Raw genomic sequence first — 26,154 nt, forward strand, 5'->3', positions numbered from 1 at the left:
TTGCCACTCGGGGGGGTATTTGGTATCCCCCGCCCCGTCGAATCCGGCGCGGCCGTGGCGGAATTGGTAGACGCGCTAGCTTGAGGTGCTAGTGCCGCGAGGCGTGGAAGTTCGAGTCTTCTCGGCCGCACCATCATCGCCGGATATCGATCGAAAAGGTGACGCGCAAAGCCGCCGATTGGCGGCCCTTTTTGTTGTGGGGGGACGAGCTTGGCGGACGAACTCACCGACGGCGCGCTCCGGTACCATCGCATCCCCCGACCCGGGAAGATCGAGGTCGTCCCGACCAAGCCCTTGGCGACTCAGCGCGACCTGTCGCTCGCCTATTCGCCGGGCGTCGCCGCCGCGTGCAACGAGATCGTGCGCGATCCGTCCACCGCCGCCGAGCTGACGGCGCGCGGCAATCTCGTCGCGGTGGTGACCAACGGCACGGCCGTGCTCGGCCTCGGCCCGATCGGCCCGCTTGCCGCCAAGCCGGTGATGGAGGGCAAGGGCGTCCTGTTCAAGAAGTTCGCCGGCATCGACGTGTTCGATCTCGAGCTTGCCGAGATCGACCAGGACAAGCTGGTCGAGATCGTCGCCGCGCTCGAGCCGACCTTCGGCGGCATCAATCTCGAGGACATCAAGGCGCCCGAGTGCTTCCACGTCGAGCAGAAGCTGCGCGAGCGCCTGCGCATCCCGGTCTTTCACGACGATCAGCACGGCACCGCGATCATCGTCGGCGCCGCCGTCCTCAACGGACTGTCGCTGGTCGGCAAGGACATCGCCAGGGTCAAGCTCGTCGTCTCGGGCGCCGGCGCGGCGGCGCTGTCCTGCCTCGGCCTGCTCGAGCGGCTCGGCCTGCCGCGCGAGAACATGTGGGTCACCGACATCAAGGGCGTGGTTTGGAAGGGCCGCAACGAACTGATGGACCCCTGGAAGGAACGCTACGCGCGCGAGACCGACGCGCGCGCCCTGGCCGAGGTGATCGATGGCGCCGACATCTTCCTGGGGCTGTCCGCCGGCGGCGTGCTGAAGCGCGACATGGTTGCCAGGATGGCGGCCCGGCCGCTGATCCTGGCGCTCGCCAATCCGACCCCCGAGATCGCCCCCGAGGACGTGGCGGCGGTGCGCGACGATGCCATCATGGCGACGGGACGCAGCGACTATCCGAACCAGGTCAACAACGTCCTCTGCTTCCCGTACATCTTCCGCGGGGCGCTCGATGTCGGCGCGCGAACGATCAACGACGAAATGAAGATCGCCTGCGTCAGGGCACTGGCCGAACTGGCCCGCAAGGAGCCGTCGGACGTGGTCGCCCGCGCCTTCGGCGAGCAGATCGGCGGCTTCGGACCCGACCAGATCATCCCCAAGCCGTTCGATCCGCGTCTGATCGTCGAGCTCGCGCCGGCGGTTGCGCGGGCGGCGATGGACAGCGGCGTGGCGACCCGGCCGATACAGGATTTCGAGGCCTACCACGATCAGCTGCAACAGTTCGTCTTCAAGTCGGGGCTGGCGATGCGGCCGGTCTTCGAGCACGCGCGCAACGCGCCCAAGCGGGTGATCTTCAGCGCCGGCGAGGACGACCGCGTGCTGCGCGCCGTGCAGATCATGCTGGACGAGCGTGTCGTCAAGCCGATCCTGATCGGCCGGCCCGACATCGTCCGTCGCCGCGCCGAGCGGCTCGGACTGCGCTTCCAGCCGGGCACCGACGTCGAACTCGTCGATCCGTCCGACGACCCGCGCTACGAGCGCTACTGGCGCACCTATCACGAGATCATGGAGCGCCGCGGCGTCACCGAGCCGACCGCCAAGAACCTCGTGCGCACCAGTCCCACTCTGATCGGCGCGCTGGCGGTCCGGCTGGGCGACGCCGACGCCATGATCGCGGGCGCCTACGGTCGCTTCCGCACCCATTTCAACCACGTCCGGGACGTCATCGGCACGCGCGAGGGCGTCAGCCACATGGCGGCGCTCAGCCTGCTGGTCATGCCGACGCGCTCGCTGTTCATCGCCGACACCTATGTCAACGCCGATCCCGATCCGGAAACGCTGGTCAACATCACGCTGCTCGCGGCCGACGCCGTGTTGCGCTTCGGCATCCAGCCCAAGGTGGCGCTGCTGTCCCATTCGAGCTTCGGCAGCTCCGACCATCCCTCTGCCCGCAAGATGGCCGAGGCGGTGAGAATGCTGCATGCCCGTGCGCCGACGCTCGAGGTCGACGGCGAGATGCATGGCGATGCCGCCCTCGATCCGGAGGTCCGCGGCAACGTCTTTCCGCGGTCGCGGCTCAAGGAAGCGGCCAACCTGCTGATCTGCCCATCGCTCGACGCCGCCAACATCGCCTTCAATCTCCTGAAGAATGCCGCCGACGGCCTGCATGTCGGCCCGATGCTGCTCGGCACCGCGCAGCCCGCGCACGTGCTGACGCCGTCGGTCACGGCCCGCGGCATCCTCAACATGGCCGCGCTCGCCGTCGTCGAGGCCCAGCGCCTCGCCGAGGCGCGGGGATGAGCCGCGAAGACGCCCTCGACGAGGTCTCGCCGGAGCTGATCCGGCACATCGAGGAGTCGCTTGCCGCCGGACGGGGCGAGGAACTGCGTGTCGCGCTGGCCGACCTCAGTCCGTCCGGCCAGGCGCAGGTTCTCGAGCAGGTGTCGGAGCCCGAGCGCGAGGCGCTCGTGGCGCTGCTCAAGCGCGATCTCGATCCCGAGATGCTGACCGAGCTCGACGAGGAAGTGCTCGAGGACGTTCTCGACCAGCTCGACAGCAAGGACATCGCCGCGGTCGCCGCCAGGCTTGAGGCGGACGACGCGGCGACGATCCTGCAGGAACTGCCGGAGGACGAGCGCCGCGAGGTGCTCGCCGAGCTGCCGGCCGAGGAGCGCGCCGAGATCGAGCAGGCACTGGCCTATCCGGAAGACAGCGCCGGCCGCCTGATGCAGCGTTCGCTGGTCAAGGTGCCGGACGGCTGGAGTGTCGGCGAGGTCATCGACCATTGCCGCGAGGCGCAGGACCTGCCGGACGACGTCTACGACATCTTCGTCGTCGATGGCGTCGGGCGCTTGCGGGGCTCCGTGCCGCTGGGACGCATGCTGCGCACCCGCCGCCCTGTGCCGATCCTGGAAATCGTCGATCCCGACATCCCGTCGGTGCCGGCGACGGCCGCCCAGAACGAGGTGGCGCACCTCTTCCGCGACAAGAATCTCGTCTCCTGTCCGGTGGTCGACGAGCAGGGGCGCCTGCAGGGCGTCATCATGGTCGACGACGTGGTCGACGTCATTGACGAGGAAGCCGAGGAGGATCTGCTCAAGATGGGCGGCGTGGGCGCCGACGACATGCATGCAGACACGGTGCGCACGGCGACGCGCCGGGCGCCGTGGCTGATGCTAAACGTCGCGACCGCCCTGGTGGCGTCGGTCGTCATCGGCCAGTTCGAGCACGCCATCGAGAAGATCGTCATTCTCGCGGTGCTCATGCCCATCGTCGCCTCGATGGGCGGTAACGCCGGCATCCAGACCGTGACCGTCACCGTGCGCGCCCTCGCCACGGCGGACCTGACGGCCACCAATGCCCTGCGCTTCATCGCCAAGGAAGCGGCGGTCGGCGGCCTCAACGGCTTGCTGTTCGCTTCGGTCTTGGCGGTAGGCGTCGTGCTGCTGTTCGGCGATTGGCGGCTCGGCGCGGTGATCGGCGCGGCGATGATGTTCAATCTGCTGGTCGCCGCGCTCGCCGGCGCGCTCATCCCGTTGGGACTCAGGAAGCTTGGCGTCGACCCCGCCGTGTCCTCAACGGTGTTCCTGACGACCGTGACGGACGTGATCGGCTACGTGGCCTTCCTCGGCCTGGCGACGATCGTCCTGCTCTGATCGCCCGGCTGCTCAGCGGACGAACGCGAGCCGATCGTCGCCCGCCGCCGCGTCCCGCACGGCCGATGCGATCTCGCTCTCGGCGTTGCTGCGCCAGGCGAGGATCACGCGGCGCTCGAGCACGACCTCGCGGATCTCCGCGGCCTCCATGCCGGCCCGCAGCAGGCTACGCGGCATCAGGCTCACTCCCAGCCCTGCCAGCACGGCTTCCGCGCAGCGTTCCTCGTCGGACGAGCGCAGGACGACACGCGGTCGGACACCTTCCGCGGAGAAATGCTTCTGTGCGTCGTCATGCGCCTCGCAGGCGGCGCGCAGGATGAAGGGCGCGTCGGCCAGTTCCCGCACCGACCAGCGATCGCGGGTGGCCTGGCGATGGCTCGAGGCGGCGGCGAGCACGTAGGGTTCGCGCACGAGGGACAGGGCGTTGTCATCGAGTGGCGTTTCGCGGCTCGCAAAGAGCGCGACGTCGCAGCGCCCGCGCCGCCAGCGCTCGCGCACAGCGTCGGCGGTGCCTTCGGATATTTCCACGTCGAACGATACACGGCGCTGCGCCTCGGCGATCCACCGCATCGCCTCGCCAACCGCCAGTGTCGATCCGACCGCGATCCTGACGAGCCGTTGGCGCGGGCTCGAGCGCTGCTCGGCCCGTGCTTGCCGCCATTCCTCGATCATCGCGCGGGCATGGGGCAGCAGGCGCTGGCCCGCGACGGTGAGGGTGGCGGGCCGGCCGCGATCGACCAGGCGGCCACCGACTTCCTCCTCGAGCCGGGCGATACCGGCGGAAAGGGTCGGCTGGGTGACATGGCAGCGCTGCGCCGCCGCCGTGAAGCTCGAGGTCTCGGCCAGGGCGAGGAAATAGCGCAGGAACGCCAGGTTCATCGCCGATAGATAATGGCGATGAAGTGAACAGAAACAATCGATTTTTCCTATTATTCATTCCGCGCTATCGATACCCGATGTCCAATCTGTCATTCGCCCGTCGCGACGGCATCGCCGTCGTCACGCTCGCCCGGCCGCCCATGAACACCATGGACGCCACGCTGCTCGAGGAACTCGCCGCCCTGTTCGAGAGGCTGGCCGCCGAGGAAGCCGTGCGGGCGGCGGTGATTGCCGCCGAGGGGCGCGCCTATTCGGCGGGCCTCGACCTCAAGTCGGTGCCCGACCTCGACAAGCCGGGGCAGCGCCGCTTGATCCGCGCGCTCAACGACGGTTTCGGTTCGCTCTACGCCTGGCCCAAGCCGCTGGTCGCCGCCGTCAACGGCCATGCCATCGCGGGTGGTCTGATCCTCGCGCTCTGCGCCGACTGGCGGGTCGTGGCCGACGTGCCGCTGCAGGCCAGTCTCGCGGAGGTGCGGGTGGGCGTCACCTATCCGGTCGCTGCGCTCGACGTCGCGCGCTCGGAGCTGGCGCCTTCTGCCGCGCGACGCCTGGTCCTGCTCGGCGAATCGCTCGATGCGCGACAGGCCATGTCGCTCGGCGTCTTCGACGAATGCGTGCCGGTTGGCGAGCTTGCCGGGCGCGCCCTCGCCGCGGCGCGACGTCATGCCGAGCTGCCGCCGCAAGCCTTCGCCACGATCAAGAGCGAGCTGCGGTCGGCGGCGTTGACGCGCATCGCCGCGGCGCGGCTCGGCAGCGGCGAGCCGCGTTTCGCCGCCTGGCTCGGCGAGGAGATGCGCCATGCCGCCGCGGCCGCGTTGCGCGGTGCGGCATGATCGCAACGGCTTCGCGCCGGCTGCGGAGCGCGCTATCGTGTCGTCGATGAAGGCTGATCGGGGGCGGGCCCGGGATCGGCGAGGACGCTAGGAAAGGCACCATGATTCCCAACGCCATGCCGCCCTTCGATTTCGGATTGGGCGAGACCGCCGATGCGCTGCGCGAGCAGGTCCAGCGCTTTGCCGCCGATCAGGTCGCGCCGATCGCGGCGGAGCTCGACAAGACCGACCGTTTCCCGCGCGAGCTGTGGCCGCGGATGGGCGAGCTCGGCCTGCACGGCATCACGGTCGAGGAGGAATATGGCGGCTCGGGCCTCGGCTATCTCGAGCACGTCGTCGCCGTCGAGGAGCTGAGCCGCGCCTCGGCCGCCGTGGGCCTGAGCTACGGCGCGCATTCCAATCTCTGCGTCAACCAGATCAGGCGCAACGGCAGCGACGACCAGAAGCGCCGCTTCCTGCCTGGGCTGATTTCGGGCGAGCATGTCGGCAGCCTGGCGATGAGCGAATCGGGCGCGGGATCCGACGTCGTGTCGATGAAGCTGCGCGCCGACAAGAAGGGCGACCGCTACGTGCTCAACGGCACCAAGATGTGGATCACCAACAGCCCGGACGCGCAGGTCGTCGTCGTCTACGCCAAGACCGACCCGAGTGCCGGACCGCGCGGCATCACCGCCTTCATCGTCGAGACAGACGCCAAGGGCTTCAAGGTGGCGCAGAAGCTCGACAAGATGGGCATGCGCGGCTCCTCGACCGGCGAGCTGGTGTTCGAGGATTGCGAGATCCCCGAGGAGAACGTGCTGGGCGCCGTCGGCAAGGGCGTCAACGTGCTGATGAGCGGGCTCGACTACGAGCGCGCCGTGCTGGCGGCCGGGCCGCTCGGCATCATGCAATCGGCGATGGACATCGTGATCCCCTACGTCCACGAGCGCCGCCAGTTCGGCCAGCCGATCGGTGAGTTCCAGCTCGTGCAGGGCAAGCTCGCCGACATGTACACGACGATGAACGCCTGCAAGTCCTATGTGTATGCCGTCGCCAAGTCGTGCGATCGCGGCCAGACCACGCGCAAGGATTCCGCCGGCGCGATCCTCTACGCGGCCGAGAAGGCGACCCAGGTGGCGCTCGACGCCATCCAGCTCCTGGGCGGCAACGGCTATATCAACGACTATCCGACCGGCCGCCTGCTGCGCGACGCCAAGCTCTATGAGATCGGCGCCGGCACCAGCGAGATCCGCCGCATGCTGATCGGACGCGAGCTGTTCGCCGAAACGGCGTGATTGACACGCGAGCGGGTTCTTCCGTACACACTGTGTACCTAAGAACCATGCCGCGTTATCTCACCGAAAAGGACATCGCCGACTTCCGCGCCGAGCTGTGCCAGGTCGCGACGGAGCGGTTTGCCAAGCACGGCTACGAAGGCGTCACCATGCGCCAGCTCGCGGAGGCGCTGGGCTGCAGCCCCAAGACGCCGTACCGCTACTTCAAGGACAAGGCCGACATCCTCGCCACGGTGCGCGCGCAGGCCTTCGCCAAGTTCGCCGACGCGCTCGAGGCGGCCGCAAAGGGCCCTGTCGAAGGGCAGGGACGGCGCGTGACGGACGCCTATGTCGCTTTCGCGCTCAGGAACCCGCATGCCTATCGCATCATGTTCGACATCGACGCGCCGGTCGACGAGAAGCATCCGGAGCTCGGGCCGGCGGCGAAGCGGGCGGCGCGCTACATCACGCGCGGCGCCGAGCAGATGGCGGCGGCCGGCCTGATCGGCGTCGATCCGCAGCTGTTCGGCTGGTCGACCTGGGCGGCGCTGCACGGCATCGTCATGCTGCACCAGTCGGGCATGCTGACGCACGGACCCGACCACAGGAAATTGTCGGCCTTCGTCGGCGCGACGATGTTCAAGGGAGCGAAGCGATGACACCGGGCGTGACCGCGGGCGAGCGCTTCCGCAGCTGGGCCGACATCCAGGCCAACGCCGCGCGCGCCGCCGGCGGGCTGGCCGCGCTGGGCGTCGGCGAGGACGACAGCGTGGCGATCATGCTGCGCAACGACTTCCCCACCTTCGAGGCCAACATGGCGGCCTCCCAGCTCGGCGCCTACGCCGTGCCGATCAACTGGCATTTCACGCCGGAGGAGGCGGGCTACATCCTCGCCGATTGCGCCGCCAAGGTGCTGGTGATCCATGCCGACCTGCTGGCGCGGATCGCGCCAGGCGTGCCGGCCGGGGTGACGGTGCTGGTCGTGCCGACACCGCCGGAGATCGGCGATGCCTATCAGGTGCCTGCGGAGAGGCGAACGCTGCCGGCCGGCGTCGAAGCCTGGGAGACGTTCGTCGCCCGCAGCGCCCCGAACGCCGCGCCGCCCAGATTGGCGCGCGGCAGCATGATCTACACGTCGGGCACCACCGGCCGGCCGAAGGGCGTGCGCCGCCGGCCCAGCACGCCCGAGCTGCAGGCCGCCGCCGCCGGCGAGGCCGCCAAATACTGGGGGCTGAAGGCCGATCCGGAGATCGTCGTGCTGATGAACGGACCGATGTACCATTCCGCGCCCGCCGCCTACGGCATGGCGAGCGCGCGGCTCGGGCTCTCCATGGTGCTGCAGCCGCGCTTCGACGCCGAGGACATGCTGCGCCTGATCGACCGCCACGGCGTCACCCACATGCACATCGTGCCGACGATGTTCGTTCGCCTGCTGCGGCTGCCCGGCGAGGTCAAGGCGCGATATGACGTCTCCTCGCTGCGCTGGTGCACGCATGGCGCCGCACCGTGCCCGCCGGCGGTGAAGCGGCAGATGATCGAATGGTGGGGGCCGGTCATCAACGAATACTACGGCGCCACCGAGACCGGCATCGTGGTCTGGCACGATTCGAAAGAGGCGCTCGCCAAGCCGGGGACCGTCGGGCGCGTCGTCGATGGCGCCACGCTGCGCATCGTCGACGAGGAGGGCCGTGACGTGAAGCAGGGTGAGATCGGCGAGATCTACCTGCGCGGGCCGCACCTCGCTGAGTTCACCTACAACAATGACGACGCCAAGCGCCGCGAGGTCGCCCTGGGCGATCTCGTGACGGTGGGCGACGTCGGCTACCAGGACGCCGACGGCTTCGTCTTCCTGTGCGATCGCAAGCGCGACATGATCATCTCCGGCGGGGTCAACATCTATCCGGCCGAGATCGAGTCGGTGTTGATCCAGATGCCCGGGGTGCGCGATTGTGCCGTCTTCGGCATCCCGGACGAGGAATTCGGCGAGCAGATCTGCGCCCATGTCGAGCCGCAGGCGGGGGCCGTGCTCGACGCGACGGCCGTGCGCGCCTACCTGGCCCGGCACGTGGCGCGTTACAAGGTGCCGCGGGTGATCGAGTTCGATGCCGCTCTGCCGCGGGAGGATTCGGGCAAGATCTTCAAGCGCAAGCTGCGCGCGCCCTACTGGGAAAAGGCCGGGCGCGCCATCTAGGGCCTTTCGTGGCGGTCGGGGTTTTGGCGATTTTGGCGATTTTGGCAGGCATCTTCGGATACCCCCTCGATGCCTCAGTGAGACATTCGGGAGAATATCCAATCAGATCAATGGTTTGTGATGTCTCTCCCCGTGAGACATCGATGAGACATCGGCCCTGTGGAAGAGTGGACGCGGTGGACTCGGTGGACTCGGCGGACAGTGAGGATTCGTGGACGAATCGCCTCGAATGCCGGTGCCATCGGCATCCGAGGCGTCCTCGGCGAGTGGACGCACCGCGGACGCCGGGAAGAGTCTAGGCTGCGGGGAACTGCTGTTCGCCGAGACGGTAGGTGCGCACGAACTCGTCGAGCCCGTGGCTACCGCCGTTGACCAACCTGCGGGCCGTCTTCAGGTCCTGGTCGAGGAGCGCGACCTTGATCTCGATTTCGACCGCCTTGAGGAAGGCGGCGAGGATCCGGCCGGCGACGACCGAATCGTTGCCGAGCTCGGGGTTGGCCTCGAGGCCGACGCCGAGCGCCTTGCCGATGCGCCGATAGTTCGAACGGCCGGTGAGCTGGACGAAGCCACGTCCCTTGAAGCGATCGCCGTCCGGCTTGCCCTTGTTCCCGAGGTCGCCGCGATTGTCGTAGAGGTCGAAGGGGTGCCCGTTCGGCGAGGTGTTGTATTGCGAGAGCCCCTCCGAGATCGGCACGAATTGCGCCGTCTCGGCGCGGATGGTGCCGAGCGCCATCAGCACCATGAGCCTGTCGCCGATTCCCGCCTGCGCCAGTGCGCCCGTCACGTTCGGCAGATGCGTCTTGATGTTGCCGATGAAGGTCCCCGGAAACATCAACGCGACCTTCTGCACCGTCACGTCGCCGGTGATGTCCGGCAGCTTGTCGACCCTGATCATGCCGAGGGCGGCCTGGGTGCGCACGCCGGCGACGCCGTCATGCACCAGCCCCGCGCCTTTCTGGAAGGCGATGACGGCGGCCTGCGTGCCGGGACCGAAATCGCCGTCGACGATTCCCGGATTGAATCCCGCTTTCTGCAGGGCTGTCTGCAGGCGCTTGACGCCGGGCCCGCTGTCGCCAAGTTTGAACGTCGCCATGCGATTCTCCCCCGAAATCACGCGACAGTAGCATGGTGCGGCGTCGGTACAACCAGGATGCATGTCATGTCGGACGACGACATCAGCCTCTTCGGCAAGCTCAAGAACAAGCTGATCGACAGCAAGCGGAAGTGGGCCGAGGATGGCCGCCTGCTGACCGGCAGGACGGCGAGCCACGGCCAGCGCCTGCCGCCCGGCCAGCGTCGGGTCGAGACCTGGCCCGTGCTCGATCTCGGCGTGCAGCCCGAGATCCCGACTCATGCCTGGCGGCTGTTCGTCGACGGCGCGGTCGACAACCCGACGACCTGGAAGTGGGGCGAGTTCACCGACCTGCCGGCGACGCGGCTCGTGACCGACATCCATTGCGTGACGGCCTGGTCGCGCTACGACAACAAGTGGGAAGGCGTGAGCGCACGGGATCTACTCGCCATCGTCCGGCCGAAGGCCGAGGCGCAGCACGTCATTTTCCACTCCTACGACACCTACACGACCAACGTGCCGCTCGCCGATTTCACCGCCGAGGACGTGCTGCTGGCCTGGAGCTGGAACGGCGAGCCGATCAGCCGGGAGCATGGCGGGCCGTTGCGCGTTGTCATCCCGAAGCTCTATTTCTGGAAGAGCGCCAAGTGGATCAAGCGCATCGAGTTCTCCCAGCTCGACAAGCCGGGCTTCTGGGAGGTGCGCGGCTATCACAACTACGGCGATCCCTGGCTCGAGCAACGCTACGACGAGGAGACATGACAATGGCTTCGGCGCACGACTACTCCTTCACCACGATCGACGGCAAACCCCTCGATCTCAAGGACTATGCCGGCAAGGCCGTGCTGGTCGTGAACGTCGCCTCGTTCTGCGGGTTCACGCCGCAGTACAGGGAGCTGCAGAAGCTGCACGAGACCTACGGACCGAAGGGACTGGTGGTGCTGGGCGTGCCGTCGAACGACTTCGGCGCGCAGGAGCCCAAAACGGAGGCGGAGATCGCCAGGTTCTGCGAGACCAGCTTCGGCGTCACCTTTCCGATGACGGCCAAGCAGAAGGTCGTCGGGCTCGACGCGCACGGCCTCTATCAATGGATTTCGGGCGAGGCGGGCGAGGCGGCGGCGCCGAAATGGAACTTCCACAAGTATCTGATCGGCAAGGACGGCAAGCTCGCCGGCGCCTGGCCGAGCAAGGTCGGTCCGCTGGCGCCCGAGATCACCGGCGCCGTGCAGATGGCGTTGGCGGGTTAGCTCCTCAGCACCTCGCGGATCTTCTCGAACACGTCGTGAAACATCGCGGTCGTGAGCCGGCCGGTGTTCGTGTTGTAGCGCGAGCAGTGATAGCTGTCGGCGAGGGTGAGGCCGGTCGGCAGCGCGTGCAGGCGGCCATGGATGAAGGGATAGGCGCCGGCGGGGCGCACCGTCAGCGCCCGCAGCACCTGGTCGTGCGCGCCCTTGCCGAGCGCCAGGATCACTTTGACCTCGGGCATTACCGCCAGCTCGGCCTGCAGGAACGGCCGGCACTGTGCGAACTCCTGCGGGGTCGGCTTGTTCTCCGGCGGCAGGCAGCGTACCGCGTTGGCGATGCGCGCCTCGATGAGCCGCAACCCGTCGTTGGGATCGGCGCGAAAGGTGCCCTGGGCGAAGCGGTACTTCAGCAGGGTGGAATAGAGCAGGTCGCCGGCATAGTCGCCGGTGAAGGGGCGGCCCGTGCGGTTGGCGCCCTTCATGCCGGGCGCCAGGCCGACGATCAGCAGTCGAGCGTCGAGGCCGCCGAACGAGCGGACTGGGGCATTGTGCCAATCCGGATACTGAGCGCGCAGACCGTCGCGAAAGGCGACGAGCCTGGAGCAGCGCGGACAATCGAGCGGCGGCTCCGCGAAGCGGGACGCGGCCACGGCGTAGCGGTCAGGCCGTGCGCATCAGGTGCTCGGACGGCGCCTCGTCGTTCAGCGGATCGAGTTCGCGATGGCCGTTGCCGGCGAGGGCGGGGCGAGGGGCGCGCTCCGAGGGATTGCGCGCGATCAGCGGCGCCAATTCGGCGAGCTCGATGAAGTCGTCGGCCTGGCGGCGCAATTCGTCGGCCACCATCGGCGGCGAGGACTTGATGGTGCTGACCACGGAGACCCGCAGACCCTTGCGCTGCACCGCCTCGACGAGGCGGCGGAAGTCGCCGTCGCCGGAGAACAGGATCACATGGTCCAGATGCTCGGCCATCTCGAGCACGTCGATGGCCAGCTCGATGTCCATGTTGCCCTTGATCTTGCGCCGGCCCATGGCGTCGGTGAATTCCTTGGTCGGCTTGGTCACCATCGTGTAGCCGTTGTAGTCGAGCCAATCGATCAACGGCCGGATCGGCGAGTATTCCTGGTCCTCGACCAGCGCCGTGTAGTAGTAGGCGCGCACCAGCCGGCCCTTCTCGCGGAACACTTTCAGCAGGCGGCGGTAGTCGATGTCGAAGCCCAACGCTCGGGCGGCGGAATAAAGATTGGCACCGTCGATGAAGAGGGCGACACGCTCGTTGTCGTAAAAATTGCCTTTCATGGCGAATATCCTTTTGGCGAAATACGCAGAGGGGACGAATACAATTATCGAGCAGCGGGAATTCTGTAACCCACACCTTTCCGGCCGCACTTGAACTTTAAGGCATTCTTTCATTCATCACAAGGGCTTGCGGGCTCTTCCTAGTGGGAAACTTGTGGCAAATGACAATCTTCGTCGCTTTGGGCGCCAATCTGGACCACCCAAGATATGGGGCTCCGATGGCTACCCTTGCGGCAGCCCTCGAAGAGTTGAACCACCGCCGCGCGAAAGTCATGCGTGTCTCCCCCTGGTACCGCAGCGCACCGATCCCGCCCTCGGGGCAGCCGTGGTACGTGAATGGTGTTGTCGAGCTGGCGTGGGAGCGTGGGCCGGATGAACTACTGGCCGAGTTGCACGCCGTCGAAGAGGCTTTCGGCCGGGTCAGGACTGAACCCAATGCCGCTCGACTTATCGATCTCGATCTCATTGATTTCAAAAGTGAAATCCGATCCGGTCGGGTCGAGCTGCCGCACCCTAGGATGACGCTCAGAGCCTTCGTCCTGCGGCCATTGGCCGACCTGTCGCCGGGGTGGCGCCATCCCGTCTCGGGGCTTTCGGTGCGCGATCTGATCGGGCGTTTGGGGCCGGACCAGTCGATCGAGCGACTTCCGGTCAGCTTGCGTTTTGGGCCCGGCCGAGTATAACCCGCCGCTCCCGGGAAATCTGAGGTCGCCATGGCGCGTGTCACCGTCGAAGACTGCATCGTGCAGGTGTCGAACCGTTTCGAACTGGTCATGTATGCCGCCCAGCGCGCGCGCGACATCTCGGCCGGCGCCCAGATCACGCTCGATCGCGATCGCGACAAGAATCCGGTCGTGGCGCTTCGCGAGATCGCCGACCAGAAGCTCGACCACGATCAGCTCAAGGACTCGTTGATCTCCGGCATGCAGAAACATGCCGACATCGATAAGCCCGAGGAGGTCAACGAGATGGCCGAACTCGAGCAGGAGCTGGCGGCGGCGCTGGCTCAGGGCGGCGCCGAGGCGGCCCAGCCCAAGGCGCTGCCGATGACCGAGGAAGACGACGTTACCGAGTAGCCACAGCGCCGCGGCATTTGCAGGGCTCCGCCCTGCCATGCAGGCAAACAGCGTGGAGTAGCCGCAATCCGCCCCATATAATGGTGGATTGCCATGATTCGTCAGTTCGAACTGGTTGAGCGCGTACAGGCCTACGATCCGGATGCGGACGAGGAGATGCTCAATCGCGCCTACGTCTACGGCCTGAAGAAGCACGGCACGCAGCTCCGGGCGTCGGGCGACCCCTATTTCTCCCATCCCGTCGAGGTCGCCGGCATCCTGGCCGAGATGCGGCTCGACACCTCCTCGATCGTCACCGGCCTGCTGCACGACACGCTCGAGGATACCGACGCCACGCGGGAGGAGCTGTCCGGCCTGTTCGGCGAGGACATCGCCCGCCTGGTCGACGGCGTGACCAAACTCAGCCGGCTCGAGGTCCAGTCGGAGAGCACCAAGGAAGCCGAGAACCTGCGCAAGCTGGTGCTGGCGATGTCGTCCGACATCCGCGTGCTGCTGGTCAAGCTCGCCGACCGGCTGCACAACATGCGCACGCTGCATCACATCAAGGATCCGGCGCGGCGCCGGCGCATCGCGCGCGAGACGATGGATCTCTACGCGCCGCTCGCCTCGCGCATCGGCATGGAGAAGGTGAAGCGCGAACTCGAGGAGCTGGCCTTCGCCGAGCTCAACCCCGACGGCCGCGCGTCGGTTCAGGCCCGTCTCGGCTACCTCCGGGAGAGGGGCGACAAGCTGGTGCCCGAGGTCGAGGCCGAGCTGATCAAGACCCTGCTCGAAGGCGGGCTGACGTCGGAAGTGTCGGGTCGCGAGAAGTCGCCCTACTCGATCTGGCGCAAGATGCAGCAGAAGAACGTGTCGTTCGAGCAGCTCGCCGACATCATGGCCTTCCGCATCATCGTCGACACCGTGGCCGACTGCTACCAGGCGCTCGGTCTGCTGCACGGCAAGTACCAGGTCGTGCCCGGCCGCTTCAAGGACTACATCTCGGTTCCCAAGCCGAACGGCTACCGTTCTCTGCACACCGGCGTGATCGGTCCTCTCGGCCAGCGGATCGAGATCCAGATCCGCACCCTCGAAATGCAGGACCAGGCCGAGCGCGGAGTGGCGGCACACTGGATCTACAAGCAGGGCGGACCGTCCACCGACGCTCCACAATATGCCTGGCTGCGCTCGCTGATCGACATTCTCGACAAGGCACCCAATGCCGAGGAATTCCTCGAGCACACCAAGCTCGAGATGTTCCAGGACCAGGTTTTCTGCTTCTCGCCCAAAGGCAAGCTGATCGCCCTGCCGCGCGGCGCGACGCCGATCGACTTCGCCTACGCCGTCCACAGCCAGGTCGGCGACACCTGCGTCGGCGCCAAGATCAACGGGCGCATGCTGCCGCTGCGCACTCAGCTGCAGAACGGCGATCAGGTCGAGATCGTGACGTCGAAGGCGCAGACGCCGTCGCCGACGTGGGAGCGCTTCGCCGTCACCGGCAAGGCCCGCGCCGCCATCCGCCGTTTCATCCGCACCCGCCAGCGCGAACAGTACGTGCAGCTCGGCCGATCGCTGCTCGACAAGGCCTTTCACGAGGAAGGCTACGAGGTCACCGACAAGGGGCTCGACGGTATCAAGGCGAACTTCAAGCAGGCGAGCATCGACGACCTGGTGGCGGCCGTCGGCGCCGGGTTGATCGGCACGCGGGAGATCGTGACCGCCGTCTATCCCGGCCTCAAGCAATCGCGCAAGCCGGGCAGCGCCGAAGTCGTGCCGATCTCGCGCGGCCGCAAGGGCGCCAAGGCCGGCGACGGCGCCAACGGCGCGCGCCGGGAGACCGGCCAGATCGCCATTCGCGGCCTCATTCCCGGCATGGCGGTGCACTTCGCGCGGTGCTGCCATCCGCTGCCGGGCGACCGCATCGTGGGCATCATCACGACGGGCAAGGGCGTCACCATCCACACCATCGACTGCGCGACGCTCGAGAGCTTCTCCGAATCGCCCGAGCGCTGGATCGACGTCGGCTGGGATGCGGTCGGCGAGGGCGCCGCCGCCTATACCGGCCGGCTCAAGATCACGGTGGCGAACCAGCCGGGCAGCCTGTCCAGCCTGTCGACGGTGATCGCTCGCCACGAGGGCAACATCTCGAATCTGCGCATCGTCAATCGCTCGATGGATTTCTTCGACATGGTGATCGACGTCGAGGTCGCCGACGTGAAGCACCTCGCCGACATCACCGCCGCGCTGCGCGCCACCCCTGCCATCAATGCCGTCGAGCGCGCGCGCAACTAGGCGGAGTTTCCGATGACCCAGCACCTTCGTCTCGGCGTGAACATCGACCACGTCGCCACCGTCCGTAACGCGCGCGGCGGCAGGCTGCCCGATCCGTTGCGCGCCGCCCGCATCGCCACCGAGGCCGGCGCCGACGGCATCACCGCTCATCTGCGCGAGGATCGCCGGCACATCGTTGACGCCGACATCGAGGCGCTGACGCGCGAGCTCAAGATCCCGCTCAACTTCGAGATGGCGGCGACCGAGGAGATGGTGCGTATCGCGCTCCGACACCGGCCTCATGCCGCCTGCATCGTTCCGGAGAAGCGCGAGGAGAGGACCACCGAGGGCGGCCTCGATGCGGCTGGCCAGCACAATCACCTGAAGCCCCTGGTCGCCCGACTACGCGACGCCGGCATCCGCGTCTCGCTCTTCATCGAGGCGGACGAGCGCCAGCTCGAGGCGGCCGTGATGCTCGGCGCTCCGGTCGTCGAACTGCACACCGGTCGCTACTGCGAACTCGAGGGCGCGGCGCAGCAGGCCGAGCTCGGCCGGCTGCGGAAGGGCGCGGCGCTGTGCGAGAAGCTCGGGCTTGAATGCCACATGGGGCACGGCCTCAGCTACTTCGACGTCGGGCCGGTCGCCGCAATTCCTCAGGTTCGCGAGCTCAACATCGGCCACTTCCTGGTCGGCGAGGCGATCTTCGTCGGGCTCGCCGAGGCCATTCGCGAGATGCGGCGAATCATGAACGAAGCGCGTGCCGGAGCTGCCGCGTGATCGTCGGCATCGGCAGCGATATCATCGACATCAGGCGGATCGAGAAGTCGCTCGAGCGGTTCGGCGACCGCTTCATCCGGCGCATTTTCACCGAGACGGAACAGAAGCGCTCGGAAGGACGAGCCGAACGCGCCGCGAGCTACGCCAAGCGGTTCGCGGCCAAGGAGGCCTGTTCCAAGGCGCTGGGAACCGGCCTGCGCCGCGGCGTCTTCTGGCGCGACATGGGCGTGGTCAACCTGCGCGGCGGCAAGCCGACCATAGCGCTCACCGGCGGCGCCCTGGCCCGCCTGCAGGAGATCACCCCGGCGGACATGACCGTGCAGATCGATGTCAGCATCACCGACGAGTATCCGATGGCCCAGGCTTTCGTGGTGATTTCCGCCGTGGCCGTGCCAAAATGATCACGTCCGGCGCCGTTGACGGCGGATATGGGCGGGAGACAGCGCCGTCGCACCCTGCTATAGGCGCGGCTCGTCTAAACTGGGACGGCGATGACGGACGTGGCTGAGCGTCGAAAGCGTGGACAGGACAAGTCCGGGGGGATCGCGGAAACCATCCGCACCGTCGTCTATGCCGTCCTGATCGCGGTAGTGGTGCGTACCTTCGCCATAGAGCCGTTCAACATCCCGTCGGGATCGATGATCCCGACCCTGCTGATCGGCGACTATCTCTTCGTCTCGAAGTATTCCTACGGCTACAGCAAACACTCCTTTCCGTTCTCGATGGGCATGTTCTCCGGCCGCATCTTCGACGAACGGCCGGAGCGCGGCGATGTCGCCGTGTTCAAGTATCCAGGCGACCAGGGCCAGGGCGCCAACCGCACCGACTACATCAAGCGCATCGTCGGGCTGCCTGGCGACCGTATCCAGGTGACCGGGGGCATTCTCCACATCAATGGCAAGCCGGTCGAGCGCATCCTGATCGGCGACTATGTCCAGCGCGGCGCTGGCACCTACCGCAAGGCGACGCTCTACGTCGAGGTCCTGCCGAACGGGCGGCGCCACGAGATCATCGAGAACTCCGACAACGGCCTGTCGGACAACACGCCCGAGTTCCTGGTGCCGGCCGGCCAATACTTCGCCATGGGCGACAATCGCGACGATTCGCTCGACAGCCGCACCCAGCTTCAGGTGCGCGACGGCATGGGCATGATCCAGCCGCGCGGCACCCTCGGCTGGTACGTGCCGGCGGAAAATCTCGTGGGACGCGCCGAGTTCATCTTCTTCTCGCACGATCCGTCGGTCGCGGGCTGGATGGAGCCGTGGAAATGGCCGCAGGCAATTCGCTTCAGCCGCTTCTTGAAGGCGATCCACTGACCACCGGCACCGTCGATTTGGCGGCGCTGGCAGAAGGTATCGGCCACGTGTTCACGCGCCCCGAACTCGCCGCCGAGGCGCTGACCCACCGCAGCGCGCTCGATCGCCGGCCAGATCTGCAGGCAGCCTTCCCGCTGGGCAATGAGCGCCTGGAATTCCTCGGTGACCGCGTGCTCTCGCTCGCCATGGCCGACTTGCTGCTGCGCCGCTTCCCGCACGAAAGGGAGGGTGAACTGGCGCGCCGATTCAATTCGCTGGTGAGTGCGGCCACGCTTGCCGATGTCTCGGGCTCGATCGGTCTCGGTGCGCATATAGTGCTCGGCGGCTCCGAGCGCGGCGGCGACAGCGTGAAGCCGGCCATCCTGGCCGACGGCCTCGAGGCTCTGCTGGGGGCGATCTTCCTCGACGGCGGCCTGCCAGCGGCGACGCGCACTGTCGAACGGCTGTTCGGGCCGTTGCTCGACGCTCAGTTCTCGGCGCCGCGCGATCCCAAGACTGCCCTGCAGGAATGGGCGCAAGCCAGGCGTCTCGCCTTGCCAAGCTACCGCGAGGTCGGTCGCGAAGGTCCGGCGCATGCGCCTGCGTTCGTCGTGGAAGTGTCGATCGCGGGCCAGTCACCCGCGCAGGCGCGGGCCGGCAGCAAGCGGGAGGCCGAGCGGCTTGCGGCGGCGGCTCTGCTCGCCAGGCTGACGGCATGAGCGCGGTAGCGACGCGAGCTGGTTTCGTCGCCATCGTCGGCGCACCCAATGCCGGCAAGTCTACGCTGGTGAACGCGCTGGTCGGCTCGAAGGTCAGCATCGTTTCGCCCAAGGTGCAGACGACTCGCATGCGCGTGATAGGCATCGCCATGACCGAACTGCCGGATCAAGGCGAGGGCGGTGGGAAGGCGCAGGTCGTCCTGGTCGACACGCCCGGCATCTTCCGCATCGCCAAGCGGCGGCTCGAGCGCGCGATGGTGGCGGCGGCCTGGCAAGGCGCCGAGGACGCCGACATCGTGGCTCTGGTGGTCGACGCCGAGAGAGGCCTTGGTGAAGAGACGCGGGCCATTGCCGAGCGGCTGAAGGAATCGCGCGCGCCCTGCTATCTGATCCTGAACAAGATCGACCTCGTCCCGCGCGAGAAGTTGCTTGCGCTCACAGCCGAGCTGAATGCGCTGTCGGCATTCGATCGGACCTTCATGGTGAGCGCGCTGAAGCGCGACGGCGTTGCCGACATCCTCGCCGCCTTCGCGTCGGGGCTTCCCGCCGGACCCTTTCTCTATCCGGAGGATCAGGCGGCCGACTTGCCGATGCGTCTGCTCGCCGCCGAAGTGACGCGCGAGCAGGTGTTCCTGCAACTCCACCAGGAACTGCCGTACGAGGCGGCGGTCGAGACCGACCAATGGCAGGAGCGCAAGGACGGTTCCGTGCGCATCGAGCAGACGATCCATGTCCAGCGCGAGAGCCAGCGCGCCATCGTGCTCGGCAAGGGTGGCGCCCGGATCAAGCAGATCGGCGCGCGGGCGCGGCATGAACTGACGCAGATGCTCGATCGGCAGGTGCATCTGTTCCTTCACGTGAAGGTCAGCGAGCGTTGGACGGAGGATCCGGCCCACTATCGCGCCATCGGCCTCGACTACGACGGACGGCAGAAGACGTGATGCGTCAGGCAGTCGCCTATGCCCTGTCGGCGATGTTCGCATGTGCGTCGCCGGCCTTGTCGCAGGAGCGACTCAAGGTCGAGTTGATCAGCCGCACGCCGTCGGGCCCGACCGAGCTGATGGCGGGAGAGGGCAAGCCGGCCACCGTCGTGGGTTGGCTCACCGTGCCGATGGACGGGCCGTCGCGCAAACCTGCCATGGTGATCGCCCATGGTAGCGGCGGCATCCTCGACGGGCGCGAGAACAGCTGGGCATCGCGCCTGAATGCTCTCGGGGTTGCCACCTTGGTGGTGGACAGCTTCACGCCGAGAGGGCTCACCTCGACCGGCGAGGACCAGTCGCGGCTGCCGACGGCGGCCAACGTCGCCGATGCCTTTGCCGCGCTGTCGTGGCTCGCGAGTCGATCCGACATCGATCCCGCCCGCATCGGCGTCATGGGCTTCTCCAAGGGCGGCCAGGTGGCGATCTACACTGCACTGGAACCGTTCCGCCGGCGCTCGGTGGCTGATGGTCTGCGGTTCGCCCTGCACATCGCCCTCTATCCATCCTGCTCGATTCCCTACGTGTCGCGCGAGGTGACGAAGGCGCCGATGGTGTTCTTGCTGGGCGGAGCGGACGACTACACACCGGCCGCCCACTGCGCCCGCTACATCGATTTCTTCCGCGATCGAGGCGCGGCGGTCACCGCCGTCACGTTCGCCGACGCTCATCACGGCTTCGATGTGCCGACGCGGCGCCAGACCCTCGCGCGCGCGCAGACGGCACGTAAGTGCGGCCTCGACATCGAGCTCGAACCCGTTGCGGGCCGCCGCTGGGATACCGGCGCCACGATCGCGGCAGCCGACATCGGTGCGTATTTGCGCAGCTGCATGGAGCGCGGCGCGACCTTCGGCGGGGACGCCGCCGCGCTCGCCGGGGCGATCGCGCAGGTCGAGGCGGCGGTCAGTCGATATCTCAAGTAGACCAATGACGGCGAGATCCTCAGTCCGGCGTCAGATCCAGCGCGTGGAACGGTACGCCCGCGGCGTCGCGATGGGTCACCGTCATGACGCCGCTGTGCCCCTCGATGGCGATATGGCCGAAATTGCACGATCCTTGGGAAGGGGCGACGTTGAAAACCCCCGGGGGCGGTGTCTTCTGGAACACGACCTGCGGCCCGAAAGTGGCGTCGAGCGCATTGGGCCCGAAGCCGCCAGCGCAAAGCGGACCGGCGACGAACTCGTGGAACGGGGCGAAGTCTCGGAAGGCCGCCTTCTGCGGATCGTAGTAGTGAATTGCGGCGTAGTGAACGTCGCCGGTGATCCACGCCACGTTGCGGATAGCCTCCCGCTTGATGAAGGAGAGCAGGCCGGCGATCTCGATTTCGCGGCCGAGCGGTGCGCCGTCGTCGCCATTGGCGACCGCCTCTGAGCCCGACTTGGAGCGCCAGTCGTCGTAGACGACCAAGCCGAGCGGCATGTCGGAGGCGACGATCTTCCAGATCGCGCGCGAGGCTTTGAGCGCCCGCTTCAACCACTCGACCTGTCTGCCGCCCAGGATCGGCGCGGCGATCGTCTCGCGGTTGGCGCCATTGGCGTTGCGGAAGGAGCGCATGTCGATCCGGAAAATGTCCAACAGCGGTCCATAAGAGAATCGTCCATAGAATACCTCCGAGGCGCCGATCGGCATGTACTCTCGGAAGGCCCGGTTGGCGCGCCGGGCGAGGGTGCTGACGTCCTTCTCGACATAGCGCGCGTCGTCGTCGAGACGTCGGCCGTCGTACCAGTTGTCGACGACCTCATGGTCGTCCCACTGCGCCAGCATCGCCACCTCCGCATTGAAGCGGCGCAGATTGTCGTCGAGCAGATTGTAGCGGAAGTTGCCGCGAAACTCGTCGAGCGACTCCGCGACCTTCGCCTTGGCATCGGTCACGACGTTCCGCCAAACCGAGCCGTCCGTCAGCTTCACCTCTCGTTGCAGCGGGTTGTCAGCGTAGATCGTGTCGCCGCAGTGCACGAAGAAGTCCGGCGTCAGGCGGCGCATGGCTTCGTAGATCGCCATGCCGCCGAGCTCGGGGTTGATGCCGAAGCCCTGGCCGGCCGTGTCGGCCGACCACACGAAACTCACGTCGCGCCGATCGGCCGGCGGTGTGCGGAAGCGGCCGATGACCGGTTCGCTGAGCGCACTCGAGTCGTCGAGCGAGGCATAGCGCACGCGATAGACCACGGTTTGTCCCGGCGGAAGGCCGGCGAGGCGCAGATGGGTCGTGAAGTCGGAGTCGGGTCCGGCGAGCGGTCCCTCTATGCGCCAAGCACCGATGAAGCTTTCGGTCGTGGCATAGTCGACGATCATCCGCGCCGGCCGGTCGGATCGGCTCCAGACGATGGCGCCGTCGGCGAAGAAATCGCCCGATTGCACGCCTTGCAACTGCCGTGGCCGTGCAGACGCCGACGTCTGGGCGAAGATGCGGGACGGCAAGGCGGTAGCAAGGCCGCCGGCAAGCAACGAACGTCTCCTCATCGCGACACTCTAGCGCGGCTCGGCGACGTTCCGTATATCCACGGCATGGACTGGAACGACGAGGGCATTGTGCTGTCGGCCCGCCCTCACGGCGAGAGCGGATTGGTCGTCACCCTGCTGACCCGCCTGCACGGGCGCCACGCGGGCTTCGTTCATGGCGGCGTGTCGCGTCGCGCACGCCCGGTCTGGCAACCCGGCAACCTGGTCGAGGTGCAATGGCGGGCGCGCATCGCCGAGCAGCTCGGCAATTTTGCCGGCGAGTTGCGCGAGCCGCATGCCGCGCGCGTGCTCGATGAAGCGTCCGAATTGGCGGGGCTTGCCGCGGCCTGCGCCCTCGTCGACGGCGCGCTGCCGGATCGCGAGCCGCATCCGGCGATGTATGACGGCTTCCACGCCTTCCTCGGGGCCCTCAGCCATGCGGGTTGGCCGGCGATCTATGTCAGGCTGGAACTCGGCCTTCTGCAGGAACTGGGCTTCGGCCTCGACCTCGCCAACTGCGCCTTGACAGGCAGCGGAACCGACCTCGCTTTCGTGTCTCCCAACTCGGGGCGGGCGGTGTCGCGGGGTGCGGCGGCGCCGCACCAGGACAAGCTGCTGCCATTGCCGGGCTTTCTATCCACCGGCGGCCTTCCTGCAGATGAGGCAGAGTTGCGGCAGGGCCTCGATCTGACGGGCCATTTCCTGGAGCGGCATGTCTTTTGGCCACAGAACAAGCCCTTGCCCCCCGCGCGGGCGAGATTTATGGAAACCCTGCAACGCTAAAGACAAGGGTCGCGGCCTAGAATCGCGATCGTTCCCCTCTTAGTCCGCCGATGGCCAAGCGCACCAACAACGTCGTCTCCCTAGCCGCGGTCAAGCCGGTGCAGTTCGGGCAGGCTCTGTCCGAGCGCTACTTGGCCTATGCGCTGAGCACCATCATGGCCCGCTCGCTGCCCGACGTGCGTGACGGCCTCAAGCCCGTGCATCGCCGGCTGCTTTATGCCATGCGACAGCTCCGGCTCGATCCCAACAGCGCCTTCAAGAAGAGCGCCCGCGTGGTGGGCGACGTCATCGGCCAGTATCACCCGCACGGCGACACCGCGATCTACGATGCGCTGGTGCGCCTGGCCCAGGATTTCTCCGTCCGTTATCCGCTGATCGAAGGGCAGGGCAACTTCGGCAACATCGACGGCGATAATCCTGCCGCCATGCGCTACACCGAAGCGCGCCTCACGGAGGTTGCCGAGGCGCTGCTGGGGGGCATCGACGAGGATGCCGTCGACTTCCGACCCAACTACGACGGGTCGACCAACGAGCCCGTCGTCCTGCCGGCGGCGTTCCCGAACCTGCTGGCCAACGGCGCGGCCGGCATCGCCGTCGGCATGGCAACCTCGATCCCGCCGCACAATGCCGGCGAGCTGTGCGACGCCCTTCTGCACCTCATCAAGACGCCGAATGCCCGCATCGAGACGCTGGTCGACTTGGTGAAGGGGCCGGACTTTCCAACCGGGGGCCTGCTGGTCGAGCCGCGCGAGTCGATCGTCGAGGCCTACAAGACGGGCCGCGGCGCCTTCCGCCTGCGCGCGCGCTGGGTCAAGGAGGAGCTGCCGCGCGGCCAGTACCGCATCATCGTCACGGAGATCCCCTACCAGGTCCAGAAGGGCAAGCTGATCGAGCGCATTGCCGAGATCATCAACACCAAGAAGCTGCCGATCCTGGAGGACGTGCACGACGAATCGGCCGAGGATGTGCGCATCGTGCTCGAGCCGCGCACCGGGCAGGTGCCGGCGGAGCTGCTGATGGAGCAGCTCTTCAAGATGACGGATCTCGAGATCCGCTTCCCGCTGAACCTCAATGTGCTGGACAAGGACAACACGCCGCGCGTGATGGACCTGCGTGAGGCGCTGCAGGCCTTCCTCGACCACCGCCGCGACGTGCTGGTGCGGCGTTCGACCTTCCGCCTGGCCGAGATCGAGCGGCGGCTGGAGATCCTCGACGGCTACCTCATCGCCTATCTGAATCTCGACAAGCTGATCAAGATCATCCGCGAGGAGGATGAGCCCAAGCCGAAGATGATCAAGACCTTCAAGCTCTCCGACATGCAGGCCGAGGCGATCCTCAACATGCGTCTGCGGGCCCTGCGCCGGCTGGAAGAGTTCGAGATCAAGGGTGAGCACAAGAAGCTCACTGCCGAACGCAAGGATCTCAAGGCGCTGCTGAAGGACGAGAAGATGCAGTGGCAGTCAATCGCCGAGGAAGTGAAGGAGACGCAGAAGAAGTTTGGCGCCAGAACCGCGCTGGGCAAGCGCCGCACCGAGCTCGCCGACGCGCCGCTCGAGATCGAGCATACCATCGAGGATTTCGCCGAGCGCGAGCCGGTGACGATCGTGCTGTCGGACAAGGGGTGGGTTCGCGCCGCCAAGGGCCATCTCGACGAGAAGGCGGCGAGCGATCTCAAGTACAAGGAAGGCGACCAGTCGAAGTTCGTCGTCCACGCGCAGTCGACCGACAAAATCCTGGTGTTCGGCAGCAACGGTCGCTTCTACACACTGGGCTGCGACCGCCTGCCGGGCGCGCGTGGCCATGGCGAGCCGATCCGACTCATGATCGAGCTCGGCAACGAGCAGGAGATCGTGGCGCTCGCGGTCTTCAAGGGCGGACGCAGGTTCCTCGTCGCGTCGGACGCCGGCCGCGGTTTCGTGGTGCCCGAGGACGAGGTCTTGGCGCAGACCAAGAACGGCAAGCAGGTGCTGAACCTCGCCGACAAGGAGAAGGCGCAGGCCTTCGCGGTCGTCCCCGACGGCGCCGATTCGATCGCCGCCCTCAGCGAGGGCCGCAAGCTGCTGATCTTCCCCCTCGAGCAGGTGCCCGAGATGGCGAAGGGCAGGGGCGTGCTGCTGCAGAAATCCAAGGCCGACCGCCTGTCCGACGCACAGGCATTCGTGCTCGCGGACGGACTGCCGTGGGGCAATCGGGTGATTCCGGCGGTGGAGCTGAAGTTCTGGCGGGGCGAGCGGGCCCAGGCCGGTCGTATGCCGGAAAAGGGCTGGCCTCGCGCCAGGCGTTTCCGGGACTAGGCGATGGATCTCCCCCTGATCCTGAAGGCCGCGCTGATCGGCGTCATCGAGGGCCTGACAGAGTTCCTGCCGGTCTCGTCGACCGGGCACATCATCCTGGCGGCCGAGGTGCTGCAGTTCGAAGGGCCGCCCGGCAAGGTCTTCGAGATCGTCATCCAGCTTGGCGCCATACTCGCCATCTGCTTCCTCTACAGGGTCAAGATCTGGCAGACGTCGATGGGCGTCGTCGCTCGCGACCGTCGGGCGATGCGCTTCGCCGGAGCGGTTCTGCTGGCCTTCCTGCCGGCCGCCATCGTCGGCGTCTTCGCCCACAAGTACATCAAGACCGTGCTGTTCAGTCCGCTCGTCGTCGCCGTCTCGCTGATCGTGGGTGGTGTCATCATCCTGATCGTCGAGCGCTACGCCCAGCGCCCGCGCATGAAGTCGGTCGACGAGATCGATTTCAAGACCGCGACCTTCATCGGTATCTGTCAATGCCTCGCCATGATTCCCGGCGTGTCGCGGTCCGGCGCCACCATCATGGCCGCGCGGGCCTTTCGCGTGGATCGTGCGGCGGCCGCGGAATTCTCGTTCTTCCTCGCCATCCCCACCATGCTGGGAGCAACCGTCTACGACCTCTACAAGAACTGGTCGACGCTGGACTGGAGTGGCGGGGTCGTCATCGCGATCGGCTTCGTGACGGCGTTCCTGTCGTCGGCGTTGGTCGTTGGCGCGTTCGTGCGTTTCATCAGCCGGCATGGCTTCGCCGTCTTCGCCTGGTATCGGATCGCGCTGGGAGCCATCGCGCTGACGCTGCTTCTCAGCCGCTGAAATGGCGTGTCGCCGGCTTTTCGCTCGCCTTTCCAGACTCGAGGCGGCATGGCATAAGGCGCGCCGTCTTGACGAGGGAGCCTGCTTCCCGGGCGAAAATCATCGAGGGAGGACC

At 66.9% G+C, this 26,154-nt stretch carries 25 protein-coding genes and 1 tRNA gene; 21 read left to right on the forward strand and 5 right to left on the reverse strand.

The features are described 5' to 3' along the window. Nucleotides 1-48: 48 nt before the first annotated feature. The 3 genes from KIT25_08530 (at nt 49) to mgtE (ending at nt 3,848) form a co-directional block, all read left to right on the forward strand. Nucleotides 49-133 (forward strand) — tRNA-Leu (locus tag KIT25_08530). 77 nt (nt 134-210) lie between these two features. Beyond that, on the forward strand, nt 211-2,493 hold the full coding sequence (locus tag KIT25_08535) for an NADP-dependent malic enzyme (protein UYN96958.1): 2,283 nt from the start codon (nt 211-213) through the stop codon (nt 2,491-2,493). After that, nucleotides 2,490-3,848 (forward strand): magnesium transporter, encoded by a 1,359-nt coding sequence (gene mgtE / locus KIT25_08540; GenBank protein ID UYN96959.1) that lies wholly within the window; start codon nt 2,490-2,492, stop codon nt 3,846-3,848. The genes KIT25_08535 and mgtE overlap by 4 nt, the downstream gene beginning before the upstream one ends. A 12-nt stretch (nt 3,849-3,860) precedes the next feature. Here the strand turns inward: mgtE and KIT25_08545 are convergent, their stop codons facing one another. Beyond that, nucleotides 3,861-4,727: a LysR family transcriptional regulator gene (locus KIT25_08545; protein ID UYN96960.1), complete on the reverse strand. Its 867-nt coding sequence runs from the start codon at nt 4,725-4,727 to the stop codon at nt 3,861-3,863. Nucleotides 4,728-4,804: 77 nt separating this feature from the next. Here KIT25_08545 and KIT25_08550 point away from each other — a divergent pair, with 77 nt between their 5' ends. The 4 genes from KIT25_08550 (at nt 4,805) to KIT25_08565 (ending at nt 9,004) form a co-directional block, all read left to right on the forward strand. After that, the gene (locus KIT25_08550; protein ID UYN96961.1) at nt 4,805-5,560 is read left to right on the forward strand and encodes an enoyl-CoA hydratase/isomerase family protein; all 756 of its coding nucleotides are present in this window, start codon (nt 4,805-4,807) and stop codon (nt 5,558-5,560) included. Between the two features lie 101 nt (nt 5,561-5,661). Then, on the forward strand, nt 5,662-6,834 hold the full coding sequence (locus KIT25_08555) for an isovaleryl-CoA dehydrogenase (protein UYN96962.1): 1,173 nt from the start codon (nt 5,662-5,664) through the stop codon (nt 6,832-6,834). A gap of 47 nt (nt 6,835-6,881) precedes the next feature. Continuing rightward, nucleotides 6,882-7,472 carry a TetR/AcrR family transcriptional regulator gene (locus tag KIT25_08560; GenBank protein ID UYN96963.1) on the forward strand — a complete coding sequence of 197 codons (591 nt, stop codon included), beginning with the start codon at nt 6,882-6,884 and terminating at the stop codon, nt 7,470-7,472. Next, nucleotides 7,469-9,004 (forward strand): AMP-binding protein, encoded by a 1,536-nt coding sequence (locus KIT25_08565; protein UYN96964.1) that lies wholly within the window; start codon nt 7,469-7,471, stop codon nt 9,002-9,004. Before KIT25_08560 ends, KIT25_08565 begins: the two co-directional genes overlap by 4 nt. Nucleotides 9,005-9,299: 295 nt before the next feature. Here KIT25_08565 and KIT25_08570 read toward each other — a convergent pair whose 3' ends face one another. Beyond that, entirely contained in the window at nt 9,300-10,097 is a 798-nt protein-coding gene (locus KIT25_08570) for a peptidoglycan-binding protein (protein ID UYN96965.1), read from the reverse strand. Between the two features lie 57 nt (nt 10,098-10,154). Here KIT25_08570 and KIT25_08575 point away from each other — a divergent pair, with 57 nt between their 5' ends. Beyond that, the gene (locus tag KIT25_08575) at nt 10,155-10,838 is read left to right on the forward strand and encodes a sulfite oxidase-like oxidoreductase (GenBank protein UYN96966.1); all 684 of its coding nucleotides are present in this window, start codon (nt 10,155-10,157) and stop codon (nt 10,836-10,838) included. Nucleotides 10,839-10,840: 2 nt separating this feature from the next. After that, nucleotides 10,841-11,323, forward strand: a complete 483-nt coding sequence (locus KIT25_08580) for a glutathione peroxidase (protein ID UYN96967.1) — start codon at nt 10,841-10,843, stop codon at nt 11,321-11,323. Here the strand turns inward: KIT25_08580 and KIT25_08585 are convergent. Next, a complete protein-coding gene (locus tag KIT25_08585; protein UYN96968.1) occupies nt 11,320-11,970 on the reverse strand; it encodes a uracil-DNA glycosylase in 651 nt (216 codons plus the stop codon). The two genes, KIT25_08580 and KIT25_08585, sit on opposite strands and share 4 nt — an antisense overlap. A 10-nt stretch (nt 11,971-11,980) precedes the next feature. Further along, nucleotides 11,981-12,616 (reverse strand): NYN domain-containing protein, encoded by a 636-nt coding sequence (locus KIT25_08590; protein UYN96969.1) that lies wholly within the window; start codon nt 12,614-12,616, stop codon nt 11,981-11,983. Between the two features lie 161 nt (nt 12,617-12,777). On the opposite strand from KIT25_08590, the gene folK reads away from it, so the two are divergent. From folK to KIT25_08635, 9 genes are all read left to right on the forward strand, one after another. Continuing rightward, nucleotides 12,778-13,299 (forward strand): 2-amino-4-hydroxy-6-hydroxymethyldihydropteridine diphosphokinase, encoded by a 522-nt coding sequence (folK, locus tag KIT25_08595; GenBank protein UYN96970.1) that lies wholly within the window; start codon nt 12,778-12,780, stop codon nt 13,297-13,299. Nucleotides 13,300-13,329: 30 nt separating this feature from the next. Then, a complete protein-coding gene (gene rpoZ, locus KIT25_08600) occupies nt 13,330-13,692 on the forward strand; it encodes a DNA-directed RNA polymerase subunit omega (GenBank protein ID UYN96971.1) in 363 nt (120 codons plus the stop codon). Between the two features lie 93 nt (nt 13,693-13,785). Beyond that, nucleotides 13,786-15,963 (forward strand): bifunctional (p)ppGpp synthetase/guanosine-3',5'-bis(diphosphate) 3'-pyrophosphohydrolase, encoded by a 2,178-nt coding sequence (locus KIT25_08605; GenBank protein UYN96972.1) that lies wholly within the window; start codon nt 13,786-13,788, stop codon nt 15,961-15,963. A 12-nt stretch (nt 15,964-15,975) separates the two neighbouring features. Beyond that, the gene (locus tag KIT25_08610; GenBank protein UYN96973.1) at nt 15,976-16,719 is read left to right on the forward strand and encodes a pyridoxine 5'-phosphate synthase; all 744 of its coding nucleotides are present in this window, start codon (nt 15,976-15,978) and stop codon (nt 16,717-16,719) included. Then, on the forward strand, nt 16,716-17,120 hold the full coding sequence (acpS, locus tag KIT25_08615) for a holo-ACP synthase (GenBank protein UYN96974.1): 405 nt from the start codon (nt 16,716-16,718) through the stop codon (nt 17,118-17,120). The genes KIT25_08610 and acpS overlap by 4 nt, the downstream gene beginning before the upstream one ends. A gap of 90 nt (nt 17,121-17,210) precedes the next feature. Beyond that, nucleotides 17,211-18,035, forward strand: coding sequence for a signal peptidase I (lepB, locus tag KIT25_08620; GenBank protein UYN96975.1), 825 nt, complete (start codon nt 17,211-17,213; stop codon nt 18,033-18,035). After that, nucleotides 17,987-18,733: a ribonuclease III gene (gene rnc, locus KIT25_08625; GenBank protein ID UYN96976.1), complete on the forward strand. Its 747-nt coding sequence runs from the start codon at nt 17,987-17,989 to the stop codon at nt 18,731-18,733. The genes lepB and rnc overlap by 49 nt, the downstream gene beginning before the upstream one ends. After that, nucleotides 18,730-19,674, forward strand: a complete 945-nt coding sequence (gene era / locus KIT25_08630; protein UYN96977.1) for a GTPase Era — start codon at nt 18,730-18,732, stop codon at nt 19,672-19,674. The genes rnc and era overlap by 4 nt, the downstream gene beginning before the upstream one ends. Then, on the forward strand, nt 19,674-20,636 hold the full coding sequence (locus KIT25_08635; GenBank protein ID UYN96978.1) for a dienelactone hydrolase family protein: 963 nt from the start codon (nt 19,674-19,676) through the stop codon (nt 20,634-20,636). The genes era and KIT25_08635 overlap by 1 nt, the downstream gene beginning before the upstream one ends. A gap of 19 nt (nt 20,637-20,655) precedes the next feature. Here the strand turns inward: KIT25_08635 and KIT25_08640 are convergent, their stop codons facing one another. After that, nucleotides 20,656-22,173 (reverse strand): alkaline phosphatase D family protein, encoded by a 1,518-nt coding sequence (locus tag KIT25_08640; GenBank protein UYN96979.1) that lies wholly within the window; start codon nt 22,171-22,173, stop codon nt 20,656-20,658. Nucleotides 22,174-22,218: 45 nt separating this feature from the next. Here KIT25_08640 and recO point away from each other — a divergent pair, with 45 nt between their 5' ends. Genes recO through KIT25_08655 form a run of 3 tightly spaced genes read left to right on the forward strand, consistent with a single transcriptional unit; the run spans nt 22,219 to nt 26,039 of the window. Then, a complete protein-coding gene (recO, locus tag KIT25_08645) occupies nt 22,219-22,935 on the forward strand; it encodes a DNA repair protein RecO (GenBank protein UYN96980.1) in 717 nt (238 codons plus the stop codon). Nucleotides 22,936-22,985: 50 nt separating this feature from the next. Further along, nucleotides 22,986-25,229 (forward strand): DNA topoisomerase IV subunit A, encoded by a 2,244-nt coding sequence (gene parC, locus KIT25_08650; GenBank protein ID UYN96981.1) that lies wholly within the window; start codon nt 22,986-22,988, stop codon nt 25,227-25,229. 3 nt (nt 25,230-25,232) lie between these two features. After that, nucleotides 25,233-26,039 carry an undecaprenyl-diphosphate phosphatase gene (locus tag KIT25_08655; GenBank protein UYN96982.1) on the forward strand — a complete coding sequence of 269 codons (807 nt, stop codon included), beginning with the start codon at nt 25,233-25,235 and terminating at the stop codon, nt 26,037-26,039. Nucleotides 26,040-26,154 lie beyond the last annotated feature (115 nt).

It is taken from the genome of Enhydrobacter sp. (assembly GCA_025808875.1).
In the GTDB taxonomy this organism is placed as follows: Bacteria; Pseudomonadota; Alphaproteobacteria; order Reyranellales; family Reyranellaceae; genus Reyranella.

Coding starts and splice junctions, on each gene's coding strand:
- KIT25_08590 (UYN96969.1), bottom strand. CDS start 12,616: ATGAAAGGCAATTTTTACGACAACGAGCGTGTCGCCCTCTTCATCGAC.
- KIT25_08605 (UYN96972.1), top strand. CDS start 13,786: ATGATTCGTCAGTTCGAACTGGTTGAGCGCGTACAGGCCTACGATCCG.
- KIT25_08545 (UYN96960.1), bottom strand. CDS start 4,727: ATGAACCTGGCGTTCCTGCGCTATTTCCTCGCCCTGGCCGAGACCTCG.
- folK (UYN96970.1), top strand. CDS start 12,778: ATGACAATCTTCGTCGCTTTGGGCGCCAATCTGGACCACCCAAGATAT.
- KIT25_08635 (UYN96978.1), top strand. CDS start 19,674: ATGCGTCAGGCAGTCGCCTATGCCCTGTCGGCGATGTTCGCATGTGCG.
- KIT25_08655 (UYN96982.1), top strand. CDS start 25,233: ATGGATCTCCCCCTGATCCTGAAGGCCGCGCTGATCGGCGTCATCGAG.
- rnc (UYN96976.1), top strand. CDS start 17,987: ATGGCCGCAGGCAATTCGCTTCAGCCGCTTCTTGAAGGCGATCCACTG.
- KIT25_08575 (UYN96966.1), top strand. CDS start 10,155: ATGCATGTCATGTCGGACGACGACATCAGCCTCTTCGGCAAGCTCAAG.
- parC (UYN96981.1), top strand. CDS start 22,986: ATGGCCAAGCGCACCAACAACGTCGTCTCCCTAGCCGCGGTCAAGCCG.
- KIT25_08555 (UYN96962.1), top strand. CDS start 5,662: ATGATTCCCAACGCCATGCCGCCCTTCGATTTCGGATTGGGCGAGACC.
- era (UYN96977.1), top strand. CDS start 18,730: ATGAGCGCGGTAGCGACGCGAGCTGGTTTCGTCGCCATCGTCGGCGCA.
- KIT25_08570 (UYN96965.1), bottom strand. CDS start 10,097: ATGGCGACGTTCAAACTTGGCGACAGCGGGCCCGGCGTCAAGCGCCTG.
- mgtE (UYN96959.1), top strand. CDS start 2,490: ATGAGCCGCGAAGACGCCCTCGACGAGGTCTCGCCGGAGCTGATCCGG.
- KIT25_08610 (UYN96973.1), top strand. CDS start 15,976: ATGACCCAGCACCTTCGTCTCGGCGTGAACATCGACCACGTCGCCACC.
- KIT25_08640 (UYN96979.1), bottom strand. CDS start 22,173: ATGAGGAGACGTTCGTTGCTTGCCGGCGGCCTTGCTACCGCCTTGCCG.
- KIT25_08560 (UYN96963.1), top strand. CDS start 6,882: ATGCCGCGTTATCTCACCGAAAAGGACATCGCCGACTTCCGCGCCGAG.
- KIT25_08565 (UYN96964.1), top strand. CDS start 7,469: ATGACACCGGGCGTGACCGCGGGCGAGCGCTTCCGCAGCTGGGCCGAC.
- lepB (UYN96975.1), top strand. CDS start 17,211: ATGACGGACGTGGCTGAGCGTCGAAAGCGTGGACAGGACAAGTCCGGG.
- recO (UYN96980.1), top strand. CDS start 22,219: ATGGACTGGAACGACGAGGGCATTGTGCTGTCGGCCCGCCCTCACGGC.
- rpoZ (UYN96971.1), top strand. CDS start 13,330: ATGGCGCGTGTCACCGTCGAAGACTGCATCGTGCAGGTGTCGAACCGT.
- KIT25_08580 (UYN96967.1), top strand. CDS start 10,841: ATGGCTTCGGCGCACGACTACTCCTTCACCACGATCGACGGCAAACCC.
- KIT25_08550 (UYN96961.1), top strand. CDS start 4,805: ATGTCCAATCTGTCATTCGCCCGTCGCGACGGCATCGCCGTCGTCACG.